Below are 11,708 nucleotides of genomic sequence, written 5' to 3'. Positions count from 1 at the left end.
TGTATGATTTAATTCTTGAGGTTAGATTATGTATTTAAGAAAATTGGATAAATTTGCATCTTTTTTGGTATATTTTGTTGAGAAATACTTAACATATCGAAAAAGAAAAAAGTATTTTTGCAAATTAAGGGCGAAGAAACGAGGATTTTTGCTCAACTTTTTATTTGATTTTGTAGCGGCGGCAATTTTTGTACTGGTAATAAATCAATATTTTGTTCAAGCTTATAAAATACCATCGGGTTCAATGGAAAATACTCTTCAAATAGGGGATTTTTTATTTGTAGATAAATTTTCTTATGGTCCGGAACTTTTACCAGGATTATTTAAGATTAATGGTTTTAAAACTCCAGAAGAATCCGATATTATTATTTTTGAAAATCCGGAGTATAAATCAAAGGGTGTTTTTTTTGATATTTTTCAAAGAATACTTTACATGTTAACACTGTCTTTTGTTGATCTTGATAGAGATGAATATGGCAATCCTAATGTTAGATTTCTCGTAAAAAGAGGCGTATTTGCAGATGGCAAAATTGTTAGATTTAACAGTGGTAAGGCTTATATTAAAAACGAAGGCGAAGAAAATTTTATTTTAGAAGATTCTTATCGAGATTTGGTTGATCAAAATTTTAATATTAAAAAAATTGTGGCAAACGAGGACTATGAAATTTATAGTGATTTTGCTCTGTTTGTTGCTCTAAGTCAGTTAAATGTAAATTTAAGCAGTACCCCCGATTTCTCATTTTTTGATGTTAGAGTGATTGATAGGTTTGAGCTTGAAAGATTGGAATATAAGTATTTATCTGCTTTTATGCCTTATGTTGATTATTATATGGAAAAAGCTATAATAAGGGATTATGGAATTTATGTTCCTTATGGATATGTTTTGCCAATTGGGGATAATAGAGACAATTCTCATGATGGTCGATTTTTTGGGGTAATCAATAAAAATAAAGTTCTTGGAAGAACCTTGGTAATATATCTTCCATTTTCTAGAGTAGGATTTATTTAAAGTGGCTCCATATTTAACTTTCGAGCAAAGGCTTTTAAGGAAAAAGCAAAGAAAAATTTTTTTTAAATATGTTTTAACATTTTTAATGTTAAATTTTTTTTTCACAAAATTTGTTTTGCAAATTTTTATGATTAAAAGTAATGAAATGTTGCCAACAATAACAAAAAATTCTAGTTTATTTTTTGTTGCAAGACATATAACGTCTTTTTTTATTCCTTTGAAAATGAATGATATTGTTCTTTATGAAGATTTTAGGGTAAATAATAATTTTTTATTAGCTTTAATAAAAGATTTCTTTTTTTTAAATAAAATCTTTAAAAGAGTAACCTATAAGGTCTCAAGAATAGCAGCTGTTCAGGGTGATTCTGTGTACGTTAGAGGTTTGAATGTTTTGGTAAATAAAAAGGATACAGATTTTTTTTATTTGAATGGCAATTTGGTTAGCTATTACAAGTTGAATAATTTTTTTAATACAGATGAGGTGGTTAAGTGTTTTGTTTTAAAAAAAAATGAAATTTTTTTATTAAATGACAATTTGAGCGTTTTAAATGATTCTAGAATATTTGGGCCTATTAATAAAAATGCCATTGTTTCTTTTTTGGCCTTTAAGGTAGTGGACTATAAGATTGTTAAATAAAATTTTTGTTGATGCTGATTCTTGTAATTTTAAGATAATAAAATTTTTACAAAAATTTATATTGCACAATAAATCAAAACTTATTGTGGTTTCTAATAAGTTTTTAAGTTTAGAAAAAACAGAAAATGTTGCTTTAGAAGTGGTAGATAATGTTGATGCATTTATTTTGAATTTAGCAGATAAGTGCAGTCTTGTGATTACTCGAGATATTTTTTTTGCTAAACTTCTTTTGGATCTTGAGGTTAAGGTTATGAATGATGAGGGTCGAATTTTTAATATAAATAATATAAATTATTTATATTTTAGATCTAAGATTAATTTCAATTTAAAAATTAAGGTTAAAAAATATTATGATGGAGATTTTAATAAATCTAGATATGATAAATTTATAACGAATTTTTATTCTTTATTCTTTAGTTAATTTTTTGTTTTCCAATTTCCACAAACCTTTTCCCTGAGTTAATATGTAAATTGTGTTGTTTGATACAGGAATAATATCGTTAAGGCCTGTTTTGCTTAGCTGAGAACTGTTATAAGCGCCAGGTGCTACAGATTTTGAGGGCGCTTGTAAAGCAAAAATCCCTTCTTTATTTTTTGTAAATTCTGCAAATCCATTATTACTTCCGATTAATATTACATCATTAAATTCTCTTGCGAAGTAGCCACTAAATTCCCCCACTTCTTCTTGAATAAATATTGGCGTTGTATAATTATTCGCATTTGAGTACACTTTAAATTTTGTATCTAAATTATTGTGACCACCAGTCATTACTAAGATTTCAGAAAACCCCCTAATGCTTGTTTTAATGATAGGCATTATTTCTTTGGCTTGTTGATAGTCTATACTTGTATATGTATTGCTATCTATTTGCCATATTTTAAGTGAATTTCCTGTAATTAAGTTATCTGTATTTGATATTTGATAAAATTTGTCATTTTCAGTAGCTTGCGATGGTGTTTTGTCAATTCCTTGTAGATCAAAAATTTTCTCTTGATTATTTTTATCTATAGCTAAAATGTATGCTTCTTTTATGCCATCTTTTCCTACAGATTTTAAAAATTTATATGCTTTTAGCGGTTTTTTAAATTTTAATGTCCAATCTTTTCCATTTAGCTCACAAACTTCTAATTCTGCTTTTTTGTTTTGTGCTAAAAGATAAGTTTTCCCAGATACATTTACAATATCATTTATAAACTCATAAGAATTGCTCAAGTCAATTTTTTCAATTTTACCGTTTTCTTTTTTAAATAAATGCATAGCTGCAATATAGAGAGCTTCTCCTACTAAAGAAATTCCTCTTGGACTTGAACTACCTAAAATATTATATTCATGGTTTATTTTTTGCAGATTTCCTAGTTGGGAAAATATGGATTCGCTTGAGCATGTTAGTAGTAAAAATGTTAATAGGTTTAAAATTAATCTTTTTTTGAAATAGTTTTCATATTTTTGTTTCATTTTTATCCTATAATTTATTTACATTTACTGTAACTGATAATGATATAAGTGCAAAATGTGCCATTTTAGCGGAATTTCCGAATTCAAACATCATCCACCAAGATGCTGTTGCTCCAAAAGACCATTTATAGTTAAAGTTCCATAAAATTCCAGATCCAAAAGAGATTGTAGGGAGTGCATCAAAAGTTCTTAAATTTGTAATATTGTTATTTCTGTCTCCATATGTATTAAGAGAAAGCCCTACATTTGTGAAAATTGGAATTTGAAATAATTCTCCTATATCAAATATATAGTTTATTGAAAATGTGATAGGCACACTATAAAAAATTTTGCCTACACTTGAATCTGGATTTAATATGTTAAAAGAGTGGTTAATGTCAAAGTTAAACATATATCTTAGCTCAAGCCCAATTGCTAAATTATTTAAAATATGGTATTGATATTTTATTGCCCCAATACCTCCCGGATATAAATTGGTAGAATAAGCTCTTGATAAGTCGTTGTAAAAAATAGGCATTCCAATGCTTAAATCTATTCCTAAGGTAGAGTTCGTATGTCTGTCAATATTGGCTGCGGCTTCAATTTTTTTTATGTTTACACCAATTAGTAAAATTGTAATTAGTGTTATAAAAAGATACCTTTTCATTATTCTCCATTCTTTTAAAATTATTATCCTTGTTTATTATAGTTGAAAATAAATTTAATTACAATTTGAAATTTAGAGGTTTATCTTTCCTTATATTGACAATCTGGGTATAATATTAAGGTAATCTTTTTAAGTTTAAGAGGCATATTTTGAATACTGTGTTTAATGGGAAGGATTTTGCGAATAAGTACTATTTAATGCTAAAGGAATTCTTAAAGCAGCACGACTTGGTAGATAAAATTGCATTAAAAGTTGTTTTAGCAAATGATGAACCTGCAAGCAAGCTTTATGTTTCAATTAAGAATCGAGTTGCAAAAGAGATTGGTTTGAATGTTGAAGTAATTAAATTTCCTACGAATTCTGTTCAAAGCGATATTTTAGAAGTAATTGATAGAGAAAATAAAAATTTAAGTACAGATGGAATTATTGTTCAATTGCCCCTTTTGAAAGGTATGGATTTAAATTCTATTTTAAATGGCATAGTTTATTCAAAAGATGTTGATGGCTTGTCTTTTATTAATTTAGGTAAAATGATTTTGGGCGATAAAAAAGGGTTTATTCCTTGCACAGCTCTTGCTGTGTTAAAGATTTTGCGAGATGAAGAAATAAAAACATCGGGGAAAACGGTTGTTGTAGTTGGCAGAAGTCCTCTTGTAGGAAGGCCTATTTCAATATTGCTCTCATCAAAGCCTTATGATGCAACTGTTATTGCTTGTCACAGTAAAAGCGTTTATTTGGATGTTTATTTAAGACAAGCAGACATTGTTATTTCTGCTGTTGGTAAGCCCAAGTTGATAGATAAAAGCATGTTGTGTGGAAAACCTTATGTGATTGATATTGGTATTTCTGAAATTGAGACTAATAACGGAAAAATCCTCTCAGGTGATACAGATTTTGACAATATTAAAGATTGTGTTAAATTTATTACTCCTGTTAAGGGAGGAGTAGGCCCTGTTACGGTTCTTATGTTAATGTTTAACACAATTAAAGCTCATTTGATTAATAATAATAAATTTGACGTTTTAGATCGGTTGGAAAAATTGGTGGAGGTATAAATGTCTGGTCACAGCAAATGGTCAACAATAAAGAGAAAAAAAGGTGCTCTTGATGCAAAGCGTAATAAAATTTTTACAAAGCTAATAAGAGAGATAACTATTGCAGCTAAAATAGGTGGGGGAGATATTGAGTCTAATCCGAGATTAAGGGTCGCTGTTAATAAGGCTAAGGTTGCCAATATGCCAAAGGATAATATTGAGAAGGCAATAAAAAAGGGTATTGGTGGTAATGAAGGGGTTGAATATTTTGAAATCACTTATGAGGCTTATGCTCCTTACGGAGTGGCTTTAATGATTAAATGCTTGACAGACAATAAAAACAGAACTTCTAGTGATGTAAAAAGTGTTCTTGCAAAAGGTGGAGGATCTCTTGGGACTCCAGGTTCAGTCTCATATATGTTTTACAGAAAGGGTCTTATTGTTTACAATTTAGAAAAATATCTTGAGGATGAGATAATGGAATTTGCATTAGAAGTTGGTGCTGAAGATATTTTAGTTTCAAACAATGAAGCGGAAGTTATTACAAGTCCTGATGATTTTGATAAAGTCTTATCTTTTTTAAAAACTAAATTTAAAGAAGAGGTTGCAGAGATAGCTTTAATTCCTGAAAATAAAATTTTTTTAAACAAAGAGCAAGCAGAAAAAATAATTTTTCTTGTTGAAAAGCTTGAAGACTTTGATGATGTTCAAGAAGTAATTCATAATTTAGAGATTCCAGAAGAATTAAGCTAGTTTTCTAATTTTATTTAATATTTTCGTAGTAGACTCTGTAAATTTTATTTCCAAAATCATCTGAAAAAAGAATTGAGCCGTCATAATATGTGATTATATCAACAGGTCGCCCAAATTTAGAGTTATCGGACTTTAAAAATCCATGTAAAAAAACTTTGTAATTTTTTGCTATTCTGGTTTTCGGATCAATGTCTAGTGTAGTTATCCTGTAGCCAACAGGAGAGGATCTGTTCCATGAACCATGCTCTGCTATGAATAATTTATTGATATATTCTCTTGGAAAGTTATTTCCCTGATAAAAGTGTATTCCAAGTGGGGCTACATGAGCAGGAAGTTCATAAATAGATGGGATAAACTTAGTATTTTTGGGTGCCTTGTTATAAAAATTGAAATTTTTTTGGTTTTTGCCAAACACATAGGGAAATCCAAAATGTTCTTTATATTTGATTATTAGGTTTATTTCGTCTGGGGGAATGTTGTCTCCTAATCCGTCTTGGCCATTGTCGCTAAAATACATCTCATTGCTAATTGGATGAAAATCAAATCCAACCGAGTTTCTTACTCCAAAGGCTACTATGTCTTCTTTTTTTGTTTTTAAATCGATGCTGAGAAGTATTGCTTCTTTTTTTGGAGGAATTTTAGCATTATGTTGGGATCCTATGTTTACGATTAGTTTGTTATTTTTAGGATCTACTTTAATATAACGTCCGGAGTGCATGTTGGAATTATTTTTTGGTAGAAATGAAAAGATTTGCATTTTCCATGTATAGTCTTTATTTGATTTCATGCTTTTATTAATTTCTTCTTTTACATTTTCAACTATATATATTTTATCGACAGAAGATATATACAATTTATTGTCCCAATAAGCAATGCCAATAGGTTTTTTTAAGGTTTTTGCTATAGTATAGATTTTTTTGTTTTTTGTAGCAAAGTATGCAAAAGTGCTCCCAGACCCTATGAATATGTTTCCATCTTGATCGCTTGTAATTCCCCTTGGTTTTTCAATTGTATTGTTTAAAAAAATTTCGACTTTAAATCCATTTGGAACTTTTAGTGAGTTTGTTGGTTCTTCTGCTGCCACAGTTATAGATGAAATTAAAAAAATAGTTGTAATTAATTGAAAATAGCTATTTAAAATTTGATTTTTCATTTAGTGTCCTTTTTTTATTTAATGCTTTTTCTTTAAATTGGATGTTTCTGTGTAATATAATTTAATTATATGATAAATAAGATTCATGGTAAAGTTGTAGAAAAAAAAGAATCTAGTTTGGTTTTAATGACTACTGTTTTTGAATTTGAACTTTTAGTTAGTACATTTTGCCTTGCTAATTTTAAGTTGTCAGACAAGGTTGAACTGTTTACCTATCTTTATACGAGAGAAAATGAATTAAAGCTTTTTGGATTTTTGAATTCAGATGAAAGAGAAACTTTTAAAGGACTTATTGGAGTAAGTGGAATAGGGCCAAGGGCTGCTTTAAGAGTGCTCTCTAATATAAGGTATAATGAGTTTAAGGACGCTATTGATAGGGAAGATGTTGAACTTGTTTCTAAAATCAAAGGCATTGGTAAAAAAATGGCTGGTAAAATGTTTTTACATCTTCAGGGTAAGCTTTTGATTAATAATGAGCTTGAACCTAGTCTTTTTAGATTTAAAGAATTAGAAGAATCGATTGTTAGCATGGGATTTGACAGAAAAATTGTTAATAGTAAGCTTAATGAGGCTTCCAATTTAGTTGAATTTTTGAATTTAAAAGACTCTGAAAAGGAGCAGTTTTTATTTAAGGAGGTTTTAAAAAGAATTTCGAATTAATTGTTAGTTGTTGGTAATTATTAAATAGTCTTTAAGGGGTTTTTATGAAAGATGAAAATAGTACAAACTTTTTAAGTTCTAGTGAAAATTATTTATATGATAGGGGTGAAAATGAGCTTAGACCTAAGGTTTTTGAAGATTTTAAAGGTCAGGCTAATGTTAAAGAAACTCTTAGTATTTTTATAAGAGCTTCTAAAGAGAGAGATGAAGCTTTAGATCATGTGTTTTTGAGTGGTCCGCCAGGTCTTGGAAAAACTACTCTTGCAAGTATTATTGCCTTTGAGATGAATGCTTCAATTAAGATCACGTCAGCTCCGGCTTTTGACAAACCTAAAGATATTATTGGAATTTTGACAGGTCTTGATGAGAAGAGTGTTTTATTTATTGATGAAATACATAGACTTAGACCAATAATAGAAGAAATGCTTTGTATTGCCATGGAAGATTATGAGCTAGATTGGGTAATCGGGCAAGGAGCTAATGCAAGAACTGTTCGAATGCCACTTCCAAAATTCACATTGATTGGAGCTACTACTAAACCGGGAAAAGTAACATCTCCACTTTATGCGAGATTTGGAATTACTGCAAGATTTGAACTTTACAGCGAAATAGAGCTTGTTGAGATAATAAAGAGAAATTCTATTATTTTAAATATTGAAATAGAAGAGGATGCGGCTTTTCTTCTTGCAAGAAGTTCAAGAGGAACTCCTCGAATAGCAAATAGATTGCTAAGACGAATAAGAGATATTGCTCAGGTAACTGGAAGTTTGGTTGTTACAAGCGACATTGTTGCAATTGGGCTTGAAATGCTTAGAATAGATGGAGAAGGTCTTGATGAGCAAGACAGAAATATTTTAAGAAGTTTAATATTGAAGTTTAATGGGGGGCCTGTAGGTGTTGATACTTTAGCTATTTCTGTAGGGGAAACAGCAGATTCTCTTGAAGACTTTTATGAGCCTTATTTAATTATGAAAGGATTTATTAACAGAACTCACAGAGGTCGTAAAGCTACTGAGTTCGCGTATCTTCACTTAAACTTAGAGATGAAAGAGGATGATCTTAGTGAAAACCAAAGAGTTTCATTTTAATTTGCCCTATTCTTTAATAGCTCAATATCCAAGTGAAAAAAGAGGATCTTCAAGGTTAATGGTACTAGATCCCAAATTGCAAAAAATTTACCATGAAAATTCTGTAAACAATATTTTAAAATATATAAATAGTGATACTTTTGTTATTTTTAATAATTCAAAAGTTAGAAAATCAAGAATATATGCAGAATCAGAAGTTGGTAGTAATGTTGAATTTTTGATTTTGGATAGAATTGGTGCTGCTCTGTTTACCGCATTGATTTCTAAGTCCAAAAGGCAAATTGTTGGCAATGTTTACAAATTTCCTGAAGGATTAATAGGTGAAATTTTGTCGAAAAATGGTAGTGAGATTGTTTTAAAATTCAATGATGATGTTGGAGAAGATTATTTTGAAAAACACGGTTTTGTTCCTATACCCCCTTACATTAAAAGAGATTATGATAAAATAGATGAAGATCGATATCAAACTGTTTATTCTAAATACATTGGGTCTGCAGCTGCTGCAACTGCAGGATTGCATTTTAGCAAAGATTTGTTTTCTGTTTTTGAAGAGAGAAATATTGAATATGATTTTATTACTCTTCATGTGGGGCTTGGCACTTTTCTTCCTGTAAGATCAAAAAGGATCGAAGAACATAATATGCATTTTGAAACTTTTTTAATAAAAGATAGTGTGGCTAATAGATTGGAGAATGCAAAATTTCTTGGTAAAAAAATTTTGTCAGTTGGTACTACAACGCTTAGGGCCTTAGAGTCATCTTATGATAATAAGCTTAAGAAGTTTAAAACAGGTCAGCAAAGTACAAATCTTTTTATTTATCCTGGTCAAAACTATTGTTTTAAGTTTGTCGACATGCTTTTTACAAATTTTCACACACCTCAATCTACTCTTTTGATGCTGGTATCCTCATTTGCAGGCAAAGATTTTGTGTTTAGTTCTTATGAAGAAGCTGTAAATAAAGGTTATAAATTTTTTTCTTATGGCGATGCTATGTTAGTTTTAAATCATATATAGATATTAGTTGTGAATTATTTTATATTTAAGTTATGATAGGGCTTAATTTAATTAATTAGGAGGAAAATGTATGAATACTTCTCTTTTTCAGAAAGAAAGGCAAAAATATATTCCCAAATTGCCAGATATTTTAAAAAAAGATTTTAAGAATATTAGTTTAGTTTGTGGAGAAAAAACTGAAGCAATTCAAGATAAACAGGCTTTAAAGGAATTTTTTAAGAATACTTATGGGCTGCCAATTGTAAGTTTTACTGAGGGCAAGTCTAATTTATCTTTTTCAAAAGCTTTAAATATTGGTATTATTCTTTCTGGAGGACCTGCTCCCGGGGGGCATAATGTTATATCTGGTGTTTTTGATGCAATAAAAAAATTTAATGCAAATTCAAAGCTTTTTGGATTTAAGGGAGGCCCTTTAGGCTTGTTGGAGAATGATAAAATTGAACTTACTGAAAGTTTAGTAAATTCTTACAGAAATACCGGAGGCTTTGACATTGTATCTTCTGGAAGAACAAAAATAGAAACAGAAGAGCATTATAATAAAGCTTTATTTGTTGCCAAAGAAAACAATCTTGATGCAATTATTATTATTGGTGGTGATGATTCGAATACTAATGCGGCTATTCTTGCAGAGTATTTTAAAAAGAAGGGAGAGAATATTCAGGTTATTGGAGTTCCAAAGACAATTGATGCTGATCTTAAAAATGATCATATTGAAATTTCATTTGGTTTTGATTCTGCTACGAAAATTTATTCTCAGATGATAGGTAATTTGTGTCGAGATGCCATGTCGACTAAAAAATATTGGCATTTTGTCAAACTTATGGGTAGGAGCGCATCTCATGTTGCTTTGGAATGTGCTTTAAAAACTCATCCAAACATTTGCATTGTGTCTGAAGAGGTTTTGGCTAAAAAGAAAACTTTGTCTGAGATTGTTGATGAAATGGTGTTTGTTATTTTAAAGAGATCTTTAAATGGGGATAATTTTGGAATAGTTATAGTTCCTGAAGGCGTGATTGAGTTTATTCCAGAAATTAAGTCTTTAATGGTTGAATTATGCAATATTTTTGATAAAAATGAAAGTGAGTTTAAAGGGCTTAATATTGAAGGGATGAAAGAAGTTTTCGTTGCTAAGCTTAGTGATTATATGAAGGGAGTTTATTTGTCTTTGCCTTTGTTTATTCAATTTGAACTTGTAAGTTCAATTTTAGAAAGAGATCCTCATGGAAATTTTAATGTTTCAAGAGTTCCTACTGAAAAGTTGTTTATTGAAATGGTTCAATCAAGATTAAGCGATATGAAAAAAAAGGGGGAATATAAGGGAAACTTTATTCCAGTTGATCATTTCTTTGGATATGAGGGTAGAAGTGCTTTTCCTTCTAATTTTGATAGTGATTATTGCTATAGTTTAGGATATAATGCTGTTGCTCTGATTTTAAATGGCCTTACAGGTTATATGTCTTGTATAAAAAATTTAAATTCAAAACCAACGGATTGGGTTGCAGGAGGAGTGCCTTTAACAATGTTAATGAACATGGAAGAGAGGTATGGATCGCAAAAACCTGTTATAAGAAAAGCTCTAGTTGATTTAGAAGGAAGACCATTTAAGGAGTTTGTTGAAAATCGTGATAAGTGGGCTTTGAATAATTTGTATTTATATCCAGGTCCTGTGCAGTATTTTGGTTCTTCTGAGACTGGTGAAATAACTGAAACTTTAAAGTTAGAATTATTGAAGTAAAAAATTTATGCTTATTGGAAGCTTGTTGTTGTTTTTCAGTGTTTTGAATGTTTATTCAAAATCACTTGATTATTTCAAGCTAAATTTTAATTATTTAAAGTTAAGTATTGCCAAAAATTTGCCATTGCAAGATAAATTAACTTCCAGTGGCAACTTTGTTACTCATGAAAAAAATAATATTCTTGTTGTTGATAAGGACGATTCTTTTCTTTACAAGAATATTCAAGAAAATAAAGCTTTAAATCTTGAGAATGATCTTGAGTCAAAATCAGCAAAAGATTTATTTAGGTTTTCAGCTATTAGTATTGGATCTTTCCCGATAGTTTTATTTTTGAGCTTGTTTTTTTTTGATGTAGGATACTATTTTTATAGCGGAATGAATGCAAATTACATTCCATATCCTTTTTCAAATGGTCCTAATTTTTCAAAAGATGAAATTTATAAAAAATTTGTTATTTCAGCTTCCGTTGGGGCTATAGTTGCACTAACTATTGCCTTGATTGATTATTTTCTTCAGTGACA

Annotated in this window: 13 protein-coding genes; 10 read left to right on the top strand and 3 right to left on the bottom strand. The window is 29.6% G+C overall.

From position 1 onward, the window contains the following. Window positions 1–28: 28 nt before the first annotated feature. The 3 genes from lepB (QIA27_RS00670) to QIA27_RS00660 are packed head-to-tail and all read left to right on the top strand — an operon-like array spanning window position 29 to window position 2,067. Window positions 29–1,009 (top strand): signal peptidase I, encoded by a 981-nt coding sequence (gene lepB, locus QIA27_RS00670; RefSeq protein WP_301353340.1) that lies wholly within the window; start codon window positions 29–31, stop codon window positions 1,007–1,009. A gap of 1 nt (window position 1,010) precedes the next feature. Beyond that, window positions 1,011–1,646, top strand: coding sequence for a signal peptidase I (gene lepB / locus QIA27_RS00665; RefSeq protein WP_301353339.1), 636 nt, complete (start codon window positions 1,011–1,013; stop codon window positions 1,644–1,646). Next, window positions 1,636–2,067, top strand: a complete 432-nt coding sequence (locus QIA27_RS00660) for a DUF188 domain-containing protein (RefSeq protein WP_301353338.1) — start codon at window positions 1,636–1,638, stop codon at window positions 2,065–2,067. The genes lepB (QIA27_RS00665) and QIA27_RS00660 overlap by 11 nt, the downstream gene beginning before the upstream one ends. On the opposite strand, the gene bamB is transcribed toward QIA27_RS00660, so the two are convergent. Continuing rightward, entirely contained in the window at window positions 2,053–3,102 is a 1,050-nt protein-coding gene (gene bamB / locus QIA27_RS00655; protein WP_301386179.1) for an outer membrane protein assembly factor BamB, read from the bottom strand. The two genes, QIA27_RS00660 and bamB, sit on opposite strands and share 15 nt — an antisense overlap. Before the next feature lie 7 nt (window positions 3,103–3,109). Continuing rightward, a complete protein-coding gene (locus QIA27_RS00650; RefSeq protein ID WP_301403437.1) occupies window positions 3,110–3,748 on the bottom strand; it encodes a BB0027 family outer member beta-barrel protein in 639 nt (212 codons plus the stop codon). 149 nt (window positions 3,749–3,897) lie between these two features. Here QIA27_RS00650 and QIA27_RS00645 point away from each other — a divergent pair, with 149 nt between their 5' ends. Next, window positions 3,898–4,803 (top strand): bifunctional 5,10-methylenetetrahydrofolate dehydrogenase/5,10-methenyltetrahydrofolate cyclohydrolase, encoded by a 906-nt coding sequence (locus QIA27_RS00645; protein ID WP_301403436.1) that lies wholly within the window; start codon window positions 3,898–3,900, stop codon window positions 4,801–4,803. Continuing rightward, window positions 4,804–5,535: a YebC/PmpR family DNA-binding transcriptional regulator gene (locus QIA27_RS00640; protein WP_301403435.1), complete on the top strand. Its 732-nt coding sequence runs from the start codon at window positions 4,804–4,806 to the stop codon at window positions 5,533–5,535. A 10-nt stretch (window positions 5,536–5,545) separates the two neighbouring features. Here QIA27_RS00640 and QIA27_RS00635 read toward each other — a convergent pair whose 3' ends face one another. Then, window positions 5,546–6,688 (bottom strand): PQQ-dependent sugar dehydrogenase, encoded by a 1,143-nt coding sequence (locus QIA27_RS00635; RefSeq protein ID WP_301403434.1) that lies wholly within the window; start codon window positions 6,686–6,688, stop codon window positions 5,546–5,548. Between the two features lie 69 nt (window positions 6,689–6,757). Between QIA27_RS00635 and ruvA the strand changes: the two genes are divergently transcribed. The 5 genes from ruvA to QIA27_RS00610 all read left to right on the top strand — a co-directional run bounded on the left by ruvA (window position 6,758) and on the right by QIA27_RS00610 (window position 11,706). Continuing rightward, window positions 6,758–7,348, top strand: coding sequence for a Holliday junction branch migration protein RuvA (gene ruvA, locus QIA27_RS00630; protein WP_301403433.1), 591 nt, complete (start codon window positions 6,758–6,760; stop codon window positions 7,346–7,348). Window positions 7,349–7,392: 44 nt separating this feature from the next. Then, window positions 7,393–8,436 (top strand): Holliday junction branch migration DNA helicase RuvB, encoded by a 1,044-nt coding sequence (ruvB, locus tag QIA27_RS00625; RefSeq protein WP_301403432.1) that lies wholly within the window; start codon window positions 7,393–7,395, stop codon window positions 8,434–8,436. Next, window positions 8,411–9,451, top strand: coding sequence for a tRNA preQ1(34) S-adenosylmethionine ribosyltransferase-isomerase QueA (gene queA, locus QIA27_RS00620; RefSeq protein WP_301353330.1), 1,041 nt, complete (start codon window positions 8,411–8,413; stop codon window positions 9,449–9,451). The genes ruvB and queA overlap by 26 nt, the downstream gene beginning before the upstream one ends. Window positions 9,452–9,521: 70 nt before the next feature. Next, window positions 9,522–11,186, top strand: coding sequence for a diphosphate--fructose-6-phosphate 1-phosphotransferase (locus QIA27_RS00615; protein WP_301403431.1), 1,665 nt, complete (start codon window positions 9,522–9,524; stop codon window positions 11,184–11,186). A gap of 7 nt (window positions 11,187–11,193) precedes the next feature. Further along, complete coding sequence (locus QIA27_RS00610; protein ID WP_301403430.1) at window positions 11,194–11,706, top strand: hypothetical protein; 513 nt, start codon at window positions 11,194–11,196, stop codon at window positions 11,704–11,706. Window positions 11,707–11,708 lie beyond the last annotated feature (2 nt).

This window comes from [Borrelia] tanukii, from assembly GCF_030439725.2.
Lineage (GTDB): Bacteria > Spirochaetota > Spirochaetia > Borreliales > Borreliaceae > Borreliella > Borreliella tanukii.
The sequence above is the reverse complement of the archived record's forward strand: the minus strand, read 5'-3'. Positions and strand labels throughout refer to the sequence as shown.

Excerpts from the sequence above, each read along its gene's own strand:
- lepB (WP_301353340.1), top strand. The coding sequence starts at position 29 with ATGTATTTAAGAAAATTGGATAAATTTGCATCTTTTTTGGTATATTTT.
- bamB (WP_301386179.1), bottom strand. The coding sequence starts at position 3,102 with ATGAAACAAAAATATGAAAACTATTTCAAAAAAAGATTAATTTTAAAC.
- QIA27_RS00650 (WP_301403437.1), bottom strand. The coding sequence starts at position 3,748 with ATGAAAAGGTATCTTTTTATAACACTAATTACAATTTTACTAATTGGT.
- QIA27_RS00640 (WP_301403435.1), top strand. The coding sequence starts at position 4,804 with ATGTCTGGTCACAGCAAATGGTCAACAATAAAGAGAAAAAAAGGTGCT.
- QIA27_RS00635 (WP_301403434.1), bottom strand. The coding sequence starts at position 6,688 with ATGAAAAATCAAATTTTAAATAGCTATTTTCAATTAATTACAACTATT.
- ruvA (WP_301403433.1), top strand. The coding sequence starts at position 6,758 with ATGATAAATAAGATTCATGGTAAAGTTGTAGAAAAAAAAGAATCTAGT.
- ruvB (WP_301403432.1), top strand. The coding sequence starts at position 7,393 with ATGAAAGATGAAAATAGTACAAACTTTTTAAGTTCTAGTGAAAATTAT.
- QIA27_RS00615 (WP_301403431.1), top strand. The coding sequence starts at position 9,522 with ATGAATACTTCTCTTTTTCAGAAAGAAAGGCAAAAATATATTCCCAAA.
- QIA27_RS00610 (WP_301403430.1), top strand. The coding sequence starts at position 11,194 with ATGCTTATTGGAAGCTTGTTGTTGTTTTTCAGTGTTTTGAATGTTTAT.